Below are 17,422 nucleotides of genomic sequence, written 5' to 3'. Positions count from 1 at the left end.
ATGAGCGATCCGCATGAACAATGGCTGGCGCGCTGGCGGGAAGGGCGAATCGGCTTTCATCTCGCCGAGCCCCACCCTCGACTGATCGGGTACTGGGCCGGATTGGGACTGGCGCAGGGCACGCGAATACTGGTCCCCCTGTGCGGAAAAACACCCGATATGCGCTGGCTGGCTGCGCAGGGGCATGAGGTGATCGGTGTGGAACTGGCCTCCGAGGCGCTGGAAGCCTTTGTGGCCGAAGGCGACCTACCGGTCGAGTACACCCGTGAGGGTGATTTCGAGCGCTGGAAACAGGGCCGTATCACACTCCATGGGGGTGATTTCTTTCGCTTCCGTCCGGCCATGGCAGGGGAATTATCGGGCTTTTACGATCGTGCGGCACTGATAGCGCTCCCCCCGCCAACCCGACAGCGTTATGCCCTGCATCTGGCTCAGCTGATGCCGCCCGGGTCGGCAGGTCTACTGATTGCACTGACGCATGCTGGCGGCCCTGCCCAGGGGCCGCCTTATGCCGTGGATGAACATGAGGTGCGCCGCCTGTTCGAGGCCAACTTCCGATGCGAATGGCTGCGCTCGGATGAGGATGTGGAGCGGGGCATGTGCGAGCACCTGTGGCGTCTTGTCAGGCGAGGTCCCGGGCAGGCCGGGACCTGACCGTCTGCGGTTATAGCCCCATCGCCGAGGAGGTCGATCGACGTGGATCGGCCCCGCCGGTAAAGGTACCGTCATCACGAATCAGAATCGACTGACTGGCGCCCATGGCATCCTTCTTCACGACCTTGTGACCCATGCTTTCCAGCCGTTCGATGGTGTCGGGGCTGATGCCCTGTTCAATACGGATCTCATCGGGCAGCCACTGATCATGAAAGCGGGGAACGCTGACCGCGCTCTGCACGTTCATGTGATGATCGATCACGTTGCTGATGACTTCCAGGGTAGTGGTAATGATGCGCGATCCGCCCGGACTGCCGGTAATCAGGAAATTGCGGCCGTCGTGTTTGACAATGGTCGGCGACATCGAAGAAAGCATGCGCTTGTTGCCCTCGATGGCGTTGGCCTCGCCGCCAATCAGGCCGTAGGCGTTGGGAACACCGGGCTTGGAGGAAAAGTCGTCCATTTCGTTGTTGAGCAGAAAACCGGCACCGGCGACGGTCAGGCCCGAGCCGTAGCTGAAATTCAGTGTATAGGTGTTGGAGACCGCCAGTCCGGAGTCATCGGCCACCGAGAAGTGTGTGGTTTCATTCGACTCATAACGGGTCGGATTGCCCGGGCCGAGGTCGCTGGCCGGCGTGGCGTGATGCATGTCGATCTGCTGACGCAGCGACCTGGCATAGGCCTTTGAGGTCAGTGCCTGTACCGGTACGTCAACAAAATCAGGGTCGCCGAGATATTTCGAGCGATCGGCATAGGCACGGCTCATCGCCTCGCTCATCAGATGCATGGTGGCAGCCGAATTGAAGCCCATGGCGCCGATGTCATCGTTTTCGATGATGTTGAGTATCTGAACGATATGCACGCCGCCGGAGGAGGGCGGGCCCATCGAGTAGATATCATAACCGCGGTAGGTGCCATGAACCGGCTGACGGACCACAGGCTGATAGTTGGCCAGGTCCTCACGGGTCATTATGCCTCCGTGGGATTGAATGGTCTTTACGATCAGATCGGCAGTTTTCCCGCGATAGAACTCATCGACGCCATGATCGGCGATACGTTGCAAGGTATCCGCGAGTTCGGGTTGGCGAAAAACATCACCAGGTTGGTAGAAACCGCCATTACTCTTGTAGAACTTGTTCCGGGTAGCATCCCATTGCCTGAGTCGCTCGGCCGCCGCCTGCAGGCCGTCGGCAAAACGCGGCACGACCACAAAGCCGTCTCGTGCCAGTCGAATGGCCGGCTTGAGGGCTTCTGCAAGACTCAGGGTGCCATAGCGATCGAGTGCCAGTGCCAGTCCCGCGACCGTGCCGGGTACGCCTGAAGCGTTGGCAGAAAAGCGCGAACGTTGCTCGACCACATCACCATTCTCATCCTGAAACATGGTACGCCAGGCGCCTGAAGGTGCCTTCTCGCGATAGTCGATGGAAATGACCTTGTCGCTTTTTTCATCGGAAATCAGCATGAAGCCCCCACCCCCGATGTTGCCCGAACGTGGCTGGGTAACAGCTAGCGCGAAACCAGCGGTTACCGCGGCATCCACGGCATTACCACCTTCCGAGAGCACCTGGTGCGCGATTCGACTTGCCAGCTGATTGCTTGTCGCGACCATGCCGTGCTGGCCGATCACGGGATTGAAGCGCTCGCCTTCCAGAATCGGAGCGTCGTCGGTGTCGGCCAGGGCGCCGAACGAGACGGTGCCGAGCGTTACTACAAGCAGAAGTCGGCATAGTGTTCGTTTCATGAGAAAGTCCGTTTGTTGTGTCATGACTACCTCAACCAGTCTGGCAGAGAATGGCGACCTTGTTCGGGAAGCAGCGCGATGAGGGCGGCTTTGTTAGACTGCCGGGAATATCGTTGCGCTGTCTGGAGGAAAGTTCGTGCCTGCACTTGAACCGAAGATTGCCCCGTCGATCCTGTCTGCCGATCTCGCCCGACTGGGTGATGAGGTCAGCGATGTGCTGGCCAGTGGTGCCGACATGATTCACTTTGACGTCATGGACAATCATTATGTCCCCAACCTGACCTTCGGCGCGCCGGTCTGCAAGGCACTGCGCGATTACGGCATTACCGCGCCGATCGATGTTCATCTAATGGTCAAGCCGGTGGATGAGCTGATCCACGCTTTCATCGAGGCCGGCGCCAGTGATATCACCTTCCACCCCGAAGCCAGTGAGCACATCGACCGGTCGCTCTCCCTGGTTCGTGATGCCGGCCTGCGCTGCGGACTGGTGTTCAATCCTGCCACGCCCCTGACATGGCTTGATCATGTCATGGACAAGGTCGACATGATTCTGCTGATGAGCGTCAACCCCGGGTTCGGTGGGCAATCCTTCATTCCACATACGATGGAAAAGCTGCGCCAGGCGCGTGAGCGCATCGAGGCCAGCGGACGTGATATTCGTCTTGAGGTTGACGGCGGCGTGAATGCCGACAATATCGGCGAGATCGCCGCGGCCGGGGCGGATACCTTCGTGGCCGGCTCCTCGATCTTCAAGGCGCGTCGCGACGATGATCCGCATCGCTATGACTCCATCATTGGCGCCATGCGTCGTGGCCTCGGACGCTGATACGTTTCCCCCATGCTGGTGGCTTTATATCATCGAGATGGCAGATGGCCGGCTTTATACCGGCATTACCACCGATGTTGAGCGGCGGTTGACCGAACACCGGGCCGGTGGCCGGCGAGGGGCGCGTGCGTTGCGTGGCAAGGGGCCACTGATCCTGCGCTATTCTCGCCGGGTGGGGGCCCACTCCGACGCGTTGCGTCTGGAAGCCGCCATCAAGCGCTGGTCAGCTGCCAGAAAGCGGGCGCTGTGTCAGTCAGCCCTGGTGGATGGCCCGGGGCGACATGATGAAATCGATGCACTGATGGCGACGTATTAGTGCCAGGGCGCCCCTGGCGGGGCGCCTCAGACAGGTTTTCGTTCAGCGCTTGAGCTGCTCCCAGTTGTAGGGGGCCTGGGGTTTCTGGTCTGCCAGTGCTGCCAGCAGATTGTTGACTGCCAGCTCGGCCATGGCATAGCGGGTTTCATGCGTGGCCGAGCCGATATGAGGCAGGGCAACCACGTTATCCATTCGGGCGAGCGGTGAATCGCCCGGCAGGGGTTCGGTGGTAAATACATCGAGTCCGGCTGCACGAATCGTGCCATTCTTCAGCGCTTCGATCAGGGCTGGCTCATCGACCACACCACCGCGTGCAATATTGATGAAGATCGCCTGATCGCCCATCAGTTCGAACTCACGCTTGCCGAACATCTCACGGGTAGCTTCGGAGAGCGGTACGGTAACGACGATGAAGTCGCACTCGCGTAACAGATCATCAAGCTCTCGCCAGCTGGCGCCAAGTTCCTGCTCGAAATCCTCATGACGCGAGCGGTTGTGATAGCTGACAGTCATGTTGAAGCCGAATCTGCCGCGTCGGCCGATGGCCGCGCCGATCCGCCCCATACCGACGATACCCAGATGCTTGCCCTGCACGTCGACGCCGAAGTGAGGTTCGGCAATACTGCTGGTCCACTCGCCGTTGCGCACCATGTTGGCCAGCTCGACCCCGCGCCGGGCGGTGGCAAGAACCAGCAGGAAGGCAGTGTCGGCGGTCGTTTCGGTCAACACATCGGGGGTGTGGCACAGCACTATGCCGCGCTCGGTCAGGTAGTCGATATCGTAGTTGTCGACACCAACTGAAATGCTTGAAATAACTTCCAGGTTTTCTGCCTCGGCCAGCAGGTTCCGATCCATGGGAACACTGGAACCGATCAGGCCGTGCGCCCGCTTCAGTGCCTCGCGGAAATCGGCATCGTTGTGTAGATCCTTCCTGTCCGTGAAATCGAGGACTTCGCACTCTTGTGTCAGTCGCTCATGCAGAGCTGGCTTGAGCGGACGTTGATAAACCAGAACCGTCTTGCGGGACATGCAGCGTTCTCCTGTCTGGCAGGGAGTAGTAAAGGTGCGCCCCTCGGCGCACCCTCGGCATCAGGAGTGCGCGGCCGCCTCGGTGGGCCGGGAGGGCTCCTGTTCGGTGACCGGGCGCACAAACTGGATCAGCAGGGCCGATAGCAGTACCGAGCCACCCATGGCGATATAAGAGGCGGCAGGCGTACCGGTCAGGCCATTAAGATAGCCTACGCCATAGGCACCCAGAAAACCGCCCAATGCACCACAGGAATTAACCAGTGCGATCGCTCCGCCGGCGACATTGCTCGGCAGCAGTTCCGGAATGATGGCAAAGAAGGGCCCGTAAGGGGCATAAAGGCCGAATCCGGCAATGATCAGCAGGGCATAGGACCACCAGAAGTGGTGGGCGCCCAGCATATAAGAGCCCATGAAGGCGAGTCCGGCGATGAGCAGCGGCGGCCAGACGAAATGACGGCGATTGAGTTGTTTGTCAGAGGCCCAGGATACCAGCAACATGCCGATTACTGCCGCCAGATAGGGCGCTGCGGAGAGCCAGCCGGTCTCGACGATATCGATCTGACCCGCCTTTGACAGGATTGAGGGCAGCCAGAGTACGAAGCCATAGACGCCGATACTCCAGCAGAAGTATTGCAGACAGAGCAGTATGACCTGTGGTGTTTTGAAAGCTGTCGTGTAATTGGCCACCGGTTTCAGGTCGCGCTGCTCTTCCTGAAAGGTATCGGCCAGTGCCTGTTTTTCATCCTGCTTGAGCCACTTTGCCTGTTCAGGGCGGTCATCGACCAGAAACCACCAGCATACTGCCCAGATCAGGGCCGGCGCGCCTTCGAGAATGAACATCCAGCGCCAGTCAGTATTGTCGATGATGTAGCCGGAGAGCACCGACATCCACAATACCGTGACCGGATTGCCAAGAATCAGAAAGGTATTGGCCCGTGAGCGTTCGGCACGCGTGAACCAGTGACTGAGATAGACCAGCATGGCTGGCATGACGGCAGCTTCGGTGACGCCCAGTAAAAAGCGGATCACGATCAGACCATAGGCATTGGGGACAATGCCGGTCAGGGTTGCCAATACGCCCCATGAAAGCAGACACCAGAAGATCAGGACTCGAGCACTGCGTTTTTCGGCATAAATGGTGCCGGGGATCTGGCAGAAGAAATATCCCAGGAAGAATAGTGAGCCGAGCAGTGATGACATCGCCGAAGTGATATGCAGATCTTCGGCCATGCCACCGGCAGCGGCAAAGCTGTAATTGGCCCGGTCGACGTAGGCCAGACTGTAGGTGATGAAAACGATCGGCATCAGATACCACCAGCGCCGAACGGGCAGCCGCGTTGCCATGTGTATGCTCCTTGCCGGGTGATGCCTGGGAGGCTGCCGGCGTGTGAGTGAATAAGAGCTCGTCAGAAAGACGTGCGGGCTGTGTGAGTGCCGACGTCGAGCTCGTCACGTCGGGGTAGCCCTTCCATGTCACCGGCGACACCAAGAGCACAGGCACCGATGAAGTTGGCACGTTCGAGACAGTCTCGGGGGGACAGCCCTTCAAGACGCGCACTGATGAAACCGGCGGCAAAGCCGTCGCCGGCGCCGACGGTATCTACAATTCGGGAAACGGATTGGGCAGGACAGTGCAGGCTGCTATCGCGGTTCTGCCACCAGGCACCGTCGGCACCAAGCTTGATCACGACCTCACGAGCACCGCGCTCGAGGTAGAAATCAGCGATGGCTTCGGCAGTATCGAGCCCGGTCAATATTCGGCCCTCTTCCAGCCCCGGCATGACCCAGTCCGCCATGGCAGCAAGGGCGTTGATCTCGGCTTGCATGGTGGCGGTGTCTGGCCACAGTGCCGGACGCAGATTGGGATCAAAGGAGACCGTGCCGCCCAGTTCACGCATGGTACTCATGGCATGTCGGGTCAGTGCGAGGGTAGCGTCGCTCAGGGCAGGCGGGATGCCTGTACAGTGCAGATGGCGCGCACTCTGCAAAAGTGCCCGGGGCAGGTCGTGTGGCGCCAGCCGACTGGCAGCCGACCCGCGACGAAAATATTCCACTTCGGGATCGCCGCCATCATCGCGACGTGACTTGAATTGAAATCCGGTAGGGTATTCGTCATCGATCAGGACACGGCTGCAATCGATTCCCTCGCCGATCAGGGTGTCGGTGATGAAACGGCCGAGACTGTCGTTACCTACGCGACTGATCCAGGCCACTTCGAGCCCGAGCCGGGCGAGGCCGATGGCGACGTTGCTGTCGGCGCCGGCAATGCGTTTGGTGAAATGGGTGACATGGCTGAGTGGTCCGGTTTCCCCGGCAACCAGCATGGCCATCGTCTCACCGAATGTGACGATGTCATGAGCGGGTGGGTGACTGTTGAGGATGGTCATCAACGGGACTCCTTCAGAGGCAGGTGGCGCAGTCGCTCGACCTGTCGGCGCAGATCAGGCAGATCGCCGGGCGGGACAGGGTATTCCAGCGCTCGTGGCAGATTGGATGGCAGAACGGACCAGAGCCGGGACCATTGCTGTAACGCGTTATCGTCGGGCGGGCAGGCGTGAAGCCCGTCCATGTCATTGCGGACATGCTTGCAGTGTACGTAGCCGATCCGCGATGCCAGTGCGTTGAGTCCGTCGACTACCGAATGACCGCTCCAGTAGCCATTGCCGAGATCGAAGGTAGAGGAAAGTGCCTGTGGACCGCGGATACGCGGCGAGTCGGGGGCCAGCTGTTGCAGGCTGTGATAAAGCTGCAAGTGATGCCTGGGGTCGCCGCCACGGACGGTTTGATCATTTTCGATCGTGATCGCCAGCGGTGTGCGCTCGAAACGTGCCAGCAGTGCCTGTAGTGCCCGTTCAGGTGAGGCGGTATTCGCGGGCCATTGTCCCAGCGCGAACTTGATCCGCGTGGCGCCCAGCATTTCGGCTCGCATCAGTGAGCGGCCGATGGCTTCGCTGTCGTGGTCACCCTGAGCATCAAACAGCGGCGTAGCGGCGGAATAGACGACGGACAGGCCGCTCTCGGCCAGCCTGCATCGCAGCGCTTCGAGGGGATGGTCATGGCAGCTCAAGAGTTCTTCTCGCAGCTCGATGCCATCGGCGCCGGCGGCGATGATGTGGGCGATCATCTCGCCCTGGCCATGACGAGTAACATGCTCGGCCCCGAAGGCCGAAGTACAGATCATTACCGGACCCATGCAGTGCTCCTGCTGCGTTTTGGGAACGATCCCAAAAAAGACGAATTCCATTCGCTGGCGGATCTCATCAACACGTTCCTGACGTGGAGCCACGAGGATTCAGCGTGGCGGGGAAGGTGTAGTCGCTGGCCGATGTCGGCTCTCCTTCGATGTGCGCCAGCAGGCGCTTGAAGGAGAGACGGCCGATCTCACCGACCGGCTGGGCGATGGTAGTAATGCCCGGACCGACCAGGGCGCACCAGTCCAGCTCGTCGATGCCCATCAGCCCGATATGGGCAAAGGGGGTAGCGCTGTGCCGATAAAGGGACTGGCAGACCGCCAGGGTCACCACCCCGTTGGCGCACAGCACGGCTCGCCGATTGTGCCTGGCGTCAGCGAGACAGGTAGCAAGATAGTGATCGAGCTCGGCCTCATCAGGCTCGGGGGTAAAGGCCTGCTGATGTACCTGGCCTGTCAGTGCGTGTCGGCTTATCTCACGCTGGAATGCGGCCAGACGAGCTTCACGAGAGCTGATGGCAGCCGCAGGCTCGCTGATCAGGAAAACTTCGCGATAGCCCTGTTCGGCCAGATGCCCGATGGCGAGCGACATGGCCTGCTCGTTGTCGAGTCCAACCATATCGCACTCCAGTGTTTCCAGACGGCGGTCCACCTGTACCATCGGCAGTCCGGCCTCGAGCATTTCGCTCAGGGTCGTGGCGTTGTGTCCCGGGGTGTGAACGATCAGTCCCTCGATGCTGTAGCCCTGCAGGACCTCCAGGTGGCGCTGCTCGAGCGCGTCGTCACTATCGGTGTTGCAGACTACCAGCGAATATCGGTTCTCCCGGCAGGCGAGTTCCGCCCCGTGCACCATGGCGACGGTGTAGGGATTGCGCATGTCGGCTACCAGCATGCCGATCAGGCCGGTGCGACGACCTCGCAAACTGCTGGCGATTCGGTCGGGACGAAACCCCAGCCGCTCGATGGACGCTTCGATACGGGTACGCATCGATTCCGAAAGCAAGGCACGTTCGGTACCGAAGTAGCGCGAGACACTGGTCTTGGAAATACCGGCGTCCCGGGCAACATCATGGATGGTAGGGCGACGCTGACGGTTGGGCCGTGATTGACCGGAGCAAGTGTGATCCGAGGACATGCGCTCTCCGCGATGAAGGCCATTTTTTGGGAACGTTCCCAAAAAATGGCGCGGCGTAATGCGGAAAAAGAGTGAAGCAGTCGGCCGAGTCTGCCCATTGGACCTTGGCGGCAGGCCATGTCGCAGGACTACACGTGCCTGGTCGAAAGGCGAAGATTGAAAGCCTGTTGTCGAGCATGAAAAAACCGCCGCCCCCGGGGCAGCGGTTCTGAGTGCGGGGCAGCTTATTGGTGGCTCAATGCAGCTTGAGGCGCGGCCGCAGCCAGTTGTTGAGCCGATCGACCATGATCTTGAGTGCTGTGCGAAAGCTGCCATGGATGGCGCGCTGATGCATGCGGTAAAGCGAAGCATAAAAGAGCTTGGCCAGAGCGCCTTCGACAAACAGACCGCGTGCCGAGGCACCGCGCATGACATTGCCCACTGCGTCGAAATGAGCCAGTGAGATCAGTGATCCCATATCACGGTAGTGAAACTTCTTCAGCGGCCGGTTGTTCATGGCTGCCACCAGATTGCCATAAAGGGTGTTGGCCATCTGGTGCGCTGCCTGGGCGCGTGGGGGGACCATCCTGTCCTCTCCCTGAGGACAGGCTGCACAGTCGCCAAGAGCGAAGATGCGCTCATCATCCACACTTTGCATGGTCTGATGAACGCGAATCTGATGATTGCGCTGGGTGGAGAGCCCCAGCTCGCTGAGCACTTCGGGAGCGCGCACACCGGCTGCCCAGACGGTTAGATCGGCATCAATGCGGCTGCCATCGGCCGTATCGAAACCACGCCTGTCGGCAGAGGTGATTTTGGTATCGGTGTGAATCTGAACGCCGAGCTTGTCGAGCTCGCGGCGAGCCGACTCGCCAATGCGTTCCGGGAGGGCCGGCAGAATACGCGGCGCCGCCTCGATCAGATGAATCTGCAGCTGGTCCCGATCGATCTCCGAATACCCATAGCTGTTGAGCATCTGGGTAGCATTGTGAAGTTCCGCGGAGAGTTCCACGCCGGTTGCGCCACCACCGACAATGGCCACCGACAGGTGCGATTTTTCGCGATGGGCCGGATCGCTGTAGCGCAGAAAGGTGTTGAGCATGGCCTGGCGAAAGGCTTCGGCCTGACGGGTACTGTCGAGAAAATAGCAATGCTCGGCAACACCAGGCGTACCAAAATCATTGGAAACACTGCCGACGGAGAGTACCAGGTAATCATACCTCAGGGTGCGTTCACCCAGTACAGTCTCTCCCTTCTCGTCATGTACCGGCGCCAGGGTAATATGGCGTGCTTCGCGATCCAGGCCACTCAGCGTGCCCAACTGATAGCGGTAGCCATGACTGCGTGCATGCGCCTGATAGGAGACTTCATCAAGTCCCTGATCGAGCGCCCCGGTGGCTACTTCGTGTAGTAACGGTTTCCAGATATGCGTGGGGTTGCGATCAACCAGGATGATCTCGGCCCTGTTGTGCCGACCCAGTTTGCGGCCGAGTCGGGTGGCGAGTTCAAAGCCGCCGGCGCCGCCGCCGACCACCACAATGCGGGGTAATGACATGACAGGCTTCCCTGGCAGGAACAGAACAGAAAAAGGATTATACGATGCATCAGGCACTTGCCCCACATGAGACCTATCATGTCGCGCAAGCGCTCCGGGTGCTGCGAAATCGAGCGGAGCATGCTGGATGGCAGTGAATACAATACTCTAGCAGGCGCGCCATTATCATGGATATGCCCGTCCTTCGGACAATGGGTCGTGCGCGACGTTCAATGGAATCAAGCGGTTTCGGAGTTTGACGATGCATGCAGCACTCAAGGACAGGGCACTGATCTGCTGGGATCTCGATGGGACACTGATTGATTCGGCCCCGGACCTGGCCCGGGCAGTAGACGCGGTACTTGCCGAACGGGGTCTGCCAACAGCGGGCCTCGATAATGTCAGACAGTGGATCGGCAATGGCGCGCGCAAGCTTGTTGAGCGGGCGCTGACGGCAAGTTCAGGCCAGGTACCGAATGACGAGACGCTGACGGCGGCCCATGCCGATTTTCTGGAGTATTACCGTCGGGCGCCCTGTGTGGATACCCGATTGTACCCCGGGGTGGTTGATTGCCTTGCTGCCTTGCAGCGCCAGGGGATGCAGCAGGCGCTGGTCACCAACAAGCCGGAAGCCTTCATTGCCCCCATTCTGCGCACCTTTGGGATTGAGCAGTATTTCAACCTGACTCTGGGGGGTGATGCGCTGTCGCAGAAAAAACCCGATCCTGCGCCGCTGCTGCATGCGGCAAGCGTGTTGGACGTACTGCCTGAAAAAGCGTTGATGATCGGGGACTCTCGCAATGATATTGAAGCCGGCAGGGCGGCCGGTTTTCGAACACTGGCACTAAGCTGGGGCTATAATCATGGTGAACCCATTGCCGCCAGCCATCCCGACTATCTGCTTGATTCACTCAAGGGACTCATTTAGGGTTTTCGGGCGCCGGTTGATGACCTCTGAACACTGAGCTGCGAGTGTTACAAAACGCTCGCCTGATACTGGATCTGCCCATGCCTGCCGATCGGATTTTCCTGTTGTACTGCCGTCGCGCCCATGCCCTGCGGCGCTGGCGATGGTGACCGCCGTTTGAAGGCGGATCTTCCCTGCCCCTATCGGGCGTCCGCACTACAGCGCCTTGTGAAATGCCGAACAGGAAATACCGATCATGATGACCCCCGAGCGTTTTGCTGAACTGAGTGACGCCGGCTATAACCGGATTCCGGTTTCCCGCGAGATTCTGGCCGATCTCGATACCCCTCTTTCGACCTATCTCAAGCTGGCTGATCAGCCCTGGACCTTTCTGCTTGAATCGGTGCAGGGAGGCGAGAAGTGGGGACGTTACTCGATCATTGGGCTTCCCTGCCGGGAGCGTATTGAGGTGCGGGGCCATGTGGTCCGTCATTTTCGCGATGACGAGCCGATTGGTGCGACCGAGGCGGAGGACCCACTCGAGTGGATCGACCAGTTTCGTACCCGATTTCGTGTGCCACCGCTGGAGCCCGAAATGCGCTTCAATGGTGGACTGGTCGGGTATTTCGGTTCCGAGACCATTCGTCTGATCGAGCCGCGTCTTCGGGGTGTCGAAAAGCCCGACCCCATCGATGTTCCCGATATTCTGTTGCTGGTCGCAGATGAGCTGGTGGTGTTCGACAACCTGTCAGGGCGTCTGACCCTGCTGGTGCATGCCGATCCCGAGACGCCCCGGGCCCTGGAGCGGGCGCATCAGCGTCTTGAGGCGCTTGAGCGAGCACTGCGTGATACGCCGCTCACCCATTACAGTCCTGGCACCGGTCGCGATAATGTCGCCGAGGATGATTTTTTCGCCAGTTTCTCCGAGCAGGGTTACAAGGATGCCGTCGAGCGTATCAAGGAATATGTGCGTGCCGGCGATGTCATGCAGTGCGTGCCTTCGCAGCGCATGACCACGCGCTATACGGCGCCGCCACTGGATCTCTATCGGGCATTGCGCAGTCTCAATCCTTCGCCTTACATGTTCTTCTTCAACCTGGGCGATCACCATGTCATTGGAGCTTCGCCGGAGATTCTGGCTCGGCTGGAAGGTGATCAGGTCACGCTGCGGCCGATTGCCGGTACCCGGCATCGAGGTCGTACCGAGGAGGAGGACAGGGCGCTCGAAGAAGATCTGCTCAATGATCCCAAGGAGCGGGCCGAGCATGTCATGCTGATTGATCTTGGCCGCAATGACGTTGGCCGCATTTCGGTGGATGGCACGGTGGATCTGACCGATACCATGACCATCGAACGTTATTCGCATGTCATGCATATCGTCTCCAACGTTACCGGTCAGCTCAAACCCGGGCTGGGTCCACTGGATGTGCTGCGGGCGACTTTCCCGGCAGGGACCCTTTCCGGTGCGCCCAAGATTCGGGCACTGGAAATCATCGATGAACTCGAGCCGGTCAAGCGTGGGGTTTATTCCGGTGCGGTGGGGTATCTCTCCTGGCAGGGCAACATGGATATGGCAATCGCCATTCGTACCGGCGTACTCAAGGATGGCGAACTGCATGTACAGGCAGGCGGGGGGATCGTGGCCGACTCTGATCCCGATGCCGAATGGCACGAGACGCTCAACAAGCGTCGTGCGCTGTTTCGTGCTGTCGCCATGGCTGAAAAGGGGCTCGATCACCTCGACTGACTTTCTGCAAGCGTCACGAAAGAAACATGGCAGCCGCTCCGGTTTTACCGAGCGGCTGTTTTTCACAAGACTCGGCAGAGTCAGAAGAAAAATTCAGGCGATGCATGCCAATGAAAATATTTATCATTTGCTTTGACTTTTCATTTGCATGTGCATAGAGTGTTCATCGTGGTAATCGTCATTTACCACATGATCGGATTCGTTGAGGTCAGGCTTCGTTTCCGGTTATCTCCTCATCAAGCTAGTCACGGTCCTTGTGCCGCCCCTTCCCGGGGCGGCTTTTTATTATCCGATGCAGGGCGGTTCGGCCACGACCGCTACCATGGTCCGGATAGGCTGAACCCATAAAAAAAACGACCTCGGTGTCCCTGCCGAGGCCGCTTTATCTGAATGGTCATCATGCTGCCGATCACTCTTCCGTCCATGGAAGCTGCGTCTCTTTCTTCCCTGAGTGACGCTCTGTCTCCTCGGGCAGATGATGCTGACACTATCCTTGCGAATGAGGCGAGCGTCCATGCTCATTTTGCAAATTCAGTCTCGCGCACGGTGGGTTCCCTAAAAGGTATGAACCCTTTCCGTACCGCAGGCATACGCCTTTGGACTGAAGGTTTCATCCGGTCATCTCCGTCCTTTTGACGGAGGGTGTCGACCTCCGGCGGGGTGTTGCCCATCATCAGGCGATGCAGTGTCACCATGGGCGACGGGCGTGGTCACGGTGGCAAGGCGTAAGGTAAAATGCATGGAACAGGTAATGGCTGTCTCCATGCCCGATTGTCTGCTCGAGATGAGTGATCAATCGATTCGGAATCGGCAATTCCCGTATCCCGGGTTTCAACAGAAGTGGCAGGGCTTATGAGCGCACGTGTGCTGATGATCGACAATTACGACAGCTTCACCTACAACATCGTCCAGTATCTGGGTGAGCTGGGTGCAGAAGTCGATACCATTCGGAACGACACGCTGACGCTGGAACAGATCGAACAGCGTGATTTTTCACACCTGGTGATCTCTCCGGGGCCCTGTAGTCCCAGCGAAGCGGGTATTTCGCTTGCCGTTATCGAGCGTTTTGCCGGGCGTGTACCGATTTTTGGGGTCTGTCTGGGCTTTCAGGCGATCGGTCAGGTCTTCGGCGGGGAAGTCGTGCGTGCCGATAAGGTCATGCACGGCAAGACCTCTATGATTGCGCATCATCAGCAAGGGGTATTCGAAGGGTTGGAAAACCCGCTGGAAGTCACCCGTTATCACTCTCTGATGGTCGAAGACAAAACGCTACCGGAGTGTCTTGAGGTCACGGCGCGTACCGTCGATGATGATGTCACTCCCGGAATGATCATGGGCTTCCGGCATCGTCAGCTCGATATCGAGGGCGTGTTGTTTCACCCCGAATCCATCCTGTCGCGCCAGGGGCATGAGCTGCTGGCCAACTTCCTCAAGCGCGTGCCTGCCGAAGCGTCGCGAAAAGAGACGGCGCCGGCCTGAGTGCGCGAATTATCGGCTGCCCACGGGAACTGACCTATCATGGAACTCAAGGATGCCATTCGCGTTGTCCACGCACGCCGCGATCTGACACTGGAAGAGATGCGTGCGGTCATGTCGACCATCATGAGCGGCGAGGCCGATCCCATTCAGATGGGCGGGTTCCTGATGGGGCTGGCCATGAAGGGCGAGACGGCGGATGAGATCACCGCGGCGGTACAGGTCATGCGTGAGCTGATGCATCCGGTGCATGTCAATGTCGACCCGGTGGTGGATATTGTCGGCACCGGCGGTGACGGCATGGGTCTTTTCAATGTCTCGAGCGCGGCCAGTTTTGCTGCCGCTGCCTGTGGGGCCCATGTGGCCAAGCATGGTGGACGGGGTGTCTCGAGCTCCTCCGGAAGTGCTGATCTGCTTGCAAGAGCGGGCATATCGCTGGAGCTTGATCCCAGCCAGATCGCACGTTGCATTGAGGAGGTCGGTGTCGGCTTCATGTTCGCGCCCAATCATCATACCGCCATGCGACATGCTGTAGCGGTGCGGCGAGCACTGGGCGTACGAACCATGTTCAATATCCTGGGGCCGTTGACCAACCCGACTGGTGCAACGCGACAGGTTCTGGGGGTTTACGATCGTTCGCTGGTGCCGCTGCTGGCGGAAGCACTGCGGCAGCTGGGCAGTCGCCATGTTCTGGTGGTGCATTCAGCCGATGGGCTCGACGAAATTTCGCTGGCAGCGCCTACCCATGTGGCGGAGCTGAATAACGGCCATATTGAAGAGTATGTCATCACGCCGGAAGAGCTGGGTATCGAAAGGCAGCCGCTGTCGTCGCTGAGGGCTGACGATACCGAGCAGAGCCTTGCGCTGGTGCAATCGGCGCTTGCCGGCAAAGGGCCTGAAGCTGACATGATTGCGCTTAATGCCGGCGCAGCACTGTATGCTGCCGATCTGGTGGGCAGCATTGCCGAAGGGGTGGCACGGGTACGCGAGTCGCTGAGCCGTGGTGAGGCGCTTGACCGATTGCACACCCTGGCCAGCTTTTCAGCTTCGTTGCTCTCCGGTGAGCGGCGCTGAATTCGTTTATCAATCAGGTATGGCATGGCATCGGGTCAACAGTAGGCTGACCCCGAAAAAGGAGAGTGCCGATGAGTGAACTGCCAACCATTCTGCAGCGCATCATTACTCGCAAGCATGAAGAGATTGAAGTACGCAAGCGAGAAATCGATACGGCTACAATGCGCGCACGCGCAGAAAATGCCGGTCGGCCACGTGGGTTCGTGACCACGCTGGATACCCGAATTCTCGCCGGCGATCCGGCCATCATTGCCGAAATCAAGAAGGCTTCTCCCTCGAAGGGCGTGATTCGTCCGGACTTCGATCCGGTTGCCATTGCGCAGAGTTACCAGGCAGGGGGCGCGGCCTGTCTATCAGTTTTGACCGACCGCGACTATTTTCAGGGGGAAGAGGCCTATCTTGCGGCAGCACGAGACGCATGTCGTCTGCCGGTGCTGCGCAAGGATTTCATGGTAGACCCGTGGCAGGTTTTCGAAGCTCGCGCCATGGGGGCCGACTGTATTCTACTGATCGTGGCGGCGCTGGATGATGGCCGTATGCGCGAACTTCATCAGCTGGCCCATGAGCTGGGCATGGATGTACTGGTGGAAGTGCATGATCAGGAAGAGCTCGAGCGTGCTCTGGCGCTGAATCTCACTCTGGTGGGCATCAATAACCGCGATCTGCGCACCTTTGAAACGCGTCTGGATACCACGTTCGAGCTGCTGGCTCACGTACCGGATAATGTCACGGTGGTCACCGAATCCGGCATTGCCACGCATCGTGACGTTCAGCGCATGCGTGAACAGAACGTCAATGCCTTCCTGGTCGGAGAGCGCTTCATGCGTGAGGAGGAGCCGGGTGCTGCCCTGCGTGAACTCTTCTTTGATTCACCCGCTGGTAGCAGCACATCTTTTATTTCCTGACCAGGAGCAGGCGTACTCGTATCACTCAGGTGAACTCGGTCGCTTCGACGGGATCGAAATCATCATTATCGAACAGTTCCGGCCGGTCAGTGATGATGGCGTCCACACCATGCGACCACCACTGCTGGAAACGTTCCGGGTCGTTGACCGTATAGCAGATCAGACGCTGGCCATGATGCCGAATTTCCTCGGCCCGGTCGGGATCGAGGCTCTGCCAGTCAGGATGAATGCTGAAGGCCGCCAATTGCTCGGCATCACTGGCCCAGCCGCGTGGTGGCCCATCCTCATAGAGAATGCCGAGGGCACAGTGCTTATCAAGCTCGCGGGCTCGCTCCAGTGCTGCCATGCTGAAACTCGACACCAGCAGCCGGTCTCGGGACAGTGCCGCCAGCGCCCGTGGTAGAGCGCTTTCAGCCAGCAGATGCGGGTCATGGCCGGCGCTCAGTTTGAGTTCGAGATTGAGTCCCAGTCCCAGCTCGTTGATCAGTGACAGCGTTTCCTCCAGTGTGGCGATGCGCTCACCGGCGAAACGCTCATCGAACCAGTCACCCACATCAAGGCGTCTTGCTTCGCTCAGGGTGTACTCGCGAAGCAGTCCCTGGCCATCACTGCATCGCACTACATGTGCGTCATGCCAGATCACCGGTGTGCCATCTCCAAGACACTGTACGTCGAGTTCAACCCAGGTCAGCCCGGCCTCATGCGCAGCTCGGATGGCCGAAAGCGTATTTTCGGGCGCGCGATGTGACAGGCCACGATGGGCAATCAGACGAGGCAGCTCCATGAAGATTCGATCCCTGATAATGAATGAAACGATAGTAGTATAGAAAACTGCAGCGTACGCAGGATGCATTGAAACGCATTTTCCATCCTGTGACAGGCGGGTCTGACACAAGAAGGGGATGTGTG

At 59.1% G+C, this 17,422-nt stretch carries 16 protein-coding genes; 8 read left to right on the top strand and 8 right to left on the bottom strand.

The window, feature by feature from the left end:
- Nucleotides 1–654 carry a class I SAM-dependent methyltransferase gene (locus FY550_RS10480; protein WP_070977848.1) on the top strand — a complete coding sequence of 218 codons (654 nt, stop codon included), beginning with the start codon at nucleotides 1–3 and terminating at the stop codon, nucleotides 652–654.
- Between the two features lie 10 nt (nucleotides 655–664).
- On the opposite strand, the gene ggt is transcribed toward FY550_RS10480, so the two are convergent.
- The gene (ggt, locus tag FY550_RS10475; RefSeq protein WP_070977847.1) at nucleotides 665–2,395 is read right to left on the bottom strand and encodes a gamma-glutamyltransferase; all 1,731 of its coding nucleotides are present in this window, start codon (nucleotides 2,393–2,395) and stop codon (nucleotides 665–667) included.
- A 136-nt stretch (nucleotides 2,396–2,531) separates the two neighbouring features.
- Between ggt and rpe the strand changes: the two genes are divergently transcribed.
- Together rpe and FY550_RS10465 are read left to right on the top strand one after the other, a co-directional pair.
- The gene (gene rpe / locus FY550_RS10470) at nucleotides 2,532–3,221 is read left to right on the top strand and encodes a ribulose-phosphate 3-epimerase (protein WP_070977846.1); all 690 of its coding nucleotides are present in this window, start codon (nucleotides 2,532–2,534) and stop codon (nucleotides 3,219–3,221) included.
- Nucleotides 3,205–3,537, top strand: coding sequence for a GIY-YIG nuclease family protein (locus tag FY550_RS10465; RefSeq protein WP_070977845.1), 333 nt, complete (start codon nucleotides 3,205–3,207; stop codon nucleotides 3,535–3,537). The genes rpe and FY550_RS10465 overlap by 17 nt, the downstream gene beginning before the upstream one ends.
- Nucleotides 3,538–3,579: 42 nt before the next feature.
- Here the strand turns inward: FY550_RS10465 and FY550_RS10460 are convergent, their stop codons facing one another.
- From FY550_RS10460 to FY550_RS10435, 6 genes are all read right to left on the bottom strand, one after another.
- Nucleotides 3,580–4,566, bottom strand: a complete 987-nt coding sequence (locus tag FY550_RS10460; RefSeq protein WP_070977844.1) for a 2-hydroxyacid dehydrogenase — start codon at nucleotides 4,564–4,566, stop codon at nucleotides 3,580–3,582.
- Nucleotides 4,567–4,626: 60 nt separating this feature from the next.
- The gene (locus tag FY550_RS10455; protein ID WP_070977843.1) at nucleotides 4,627–5,910 is read right to left on the bottom strand and encodes an MFS transporter; all 1,284 of its coding nucleotides are present in this window, start codon (nucleotides 5,908–5,910) and stop codon (nucleotides 4,627–4,629) included.
- 62 nt (nucleotides 5,911–5,972) lie between these two features.
- Nucleotides 5,973–6,953, bottom strand: coding sequence for a sugar kinase (locus FY550_RS10450; protein WP_070977842.1), 981 nt, complete (start codon nucleotides 6,951–6,953; stop codon nucleotides 5,973–5,975).
- Nucleotides 6,953–7,759, bottom strand: a complete 807-nt coding sequence (locus FY550_RS10445) for a sugar phosphate isomerase/epimerase family protein (RefSeq protein ID WP_168201484.1) — start codon at nucleotides 7,757–7,759, stop codon at nucleotides 6,953–6,955. The genes FY550_RS10450 and FY550_RS10445 overlap by 1 nt, the downstream gene beginning before the upstream one ends.
- 67 nt (nucleotides 7,760–7,826) lie before the next feature.
- The gene (locus tag FY550_RS10440; protein WP_168201483.1) at nucleotides 7,827–8,891 is read right to left on the bottom strand and encodes a LacI family DNA-binding transcriptional regulator; all 1,065 of its coding nucleotides are present in this window, start codon (nucleotides 8,889–8,891) and stop codon (nucleotides 7,827–7,829) included.
- A gap of 235 nt (nucleotides 8,892–9,126) precedes the next feature.
- Nucleotides 9,127–10,425 (bottom strand): NAD(P)/FAD-dependent oxidoreductase, encoded by a 1,299-nt coding sequence (locus FY550_RS10435; protein WP_070977840.1) that lies wholly within the window; start codon nucleotides 10,423–10,425, stop codon nucleotides 9,127–9,129.
- A gap of 241 nt (nucleotides 10,426–10,666) precedes the next feature.
- Here FY550_RS10435 and FY550_RS10430 point away from each other — a divergent pair, with 241 nt between their 5' ends.
- The 5 genes from FY550_RS10430 (at nucleotide 10,667) to trpC (ending at nucleotide 16,513) form a co-directional block, all read left to right on the top strand.
- Entirely contained in the window at nucleotides 10,667–11,332 is a 666-nt protein-coding gene (locus tag FY550_RS10430) for a phosphoglycolate phosphatase (RefSeq protein WP_070977839.1), read from the top strand.
- Nucleotides 11,333–11,570: 238 nt separating this feature from the next.
- Nucleotides 11,571–13,058, top strand: a complete 1,488-nt coding sequence (gene trpE / locus FY550_RS10425) for an anthranilate synthase component I (RefSeq protein ID WP_070977932.1) — start codon at nucleotides 11,571–11,573, stop codon at nucleotides 13,056–13,058.
- A gap of 852 nt (nucleotides 13,059–13,910) precedes the next feature.
- A complete protein-coding gene (locus tag FY550_RS10420; RefSeq protein WP_070977838.1) occupies nucleotides 13,911–14,537 on the top strand; it encodes an anthranilate synthase component II in 627 nt (208 codons plus the stop codon).
- A 39-nt stretch (nucleotides 14,538–14,576) separates the two neighbouring features.
- The gene (trpD, locus tag FY550_RS10415; RefSeq protein WP_070977837.1) at nucleotides 14,577–15,608 is read left to right on the top strand and encodes an anthranilate phosphoribosyltransferase; all 1,032 of its coding nucleotides are present in this window, start codon (nucleotides 14,577–14,579) and stop codon (nucleotides 15,606–15,608) included.
- 71 nt (nucleotides 15,609–15,679) lie between these two features.
- Entirely contained in the window at nucleotides 15,680–16,513 is an 834-nt protein-coding gene (trpC, locus tag FY550_RS10410; RefSeq protein ID WP_070977836.1) for an indole-3-glycerol phosphate synthase TrpC, read from the top strand.
- A 25-nt stretch (nucleotides 16,514–16,538) separates the two neighbouring features.
- On the opposite strand, the gene FY550_RS10405 is transcribed toward trpC, so the two are convergent.
- Complete coding sequence (locus FY550_RS10405; protein ID WP_070977835.1) at nucleotides 16,539–17,297, bottom strand: glycerophosphodiester phosphodiesterase family protein; 759 nt, start codon at nucleotides 17,295–17,297, stop codon at nucleotides 16,539–16,541.
- Nucleotides 17,298–17,422 lie beyond the last annotated feature (125 nt).

Source organism: Kushneria phosphatilytica (genome assembly GCF_008247605.1).
In the GTDB taxonomy this organism is placed as follows: Bacteria; Pseudomonadota; Gammaproteobacteria; order Pseudomonadales; family Halomonadaceae; genus Kushneria; species Kushneria phosphatilytica.
The sequence above is the reverse complement of the archived record's forward strand: the minus strand, read 5'-3'. Positions and strand labels throughout refer to the sequence as shown.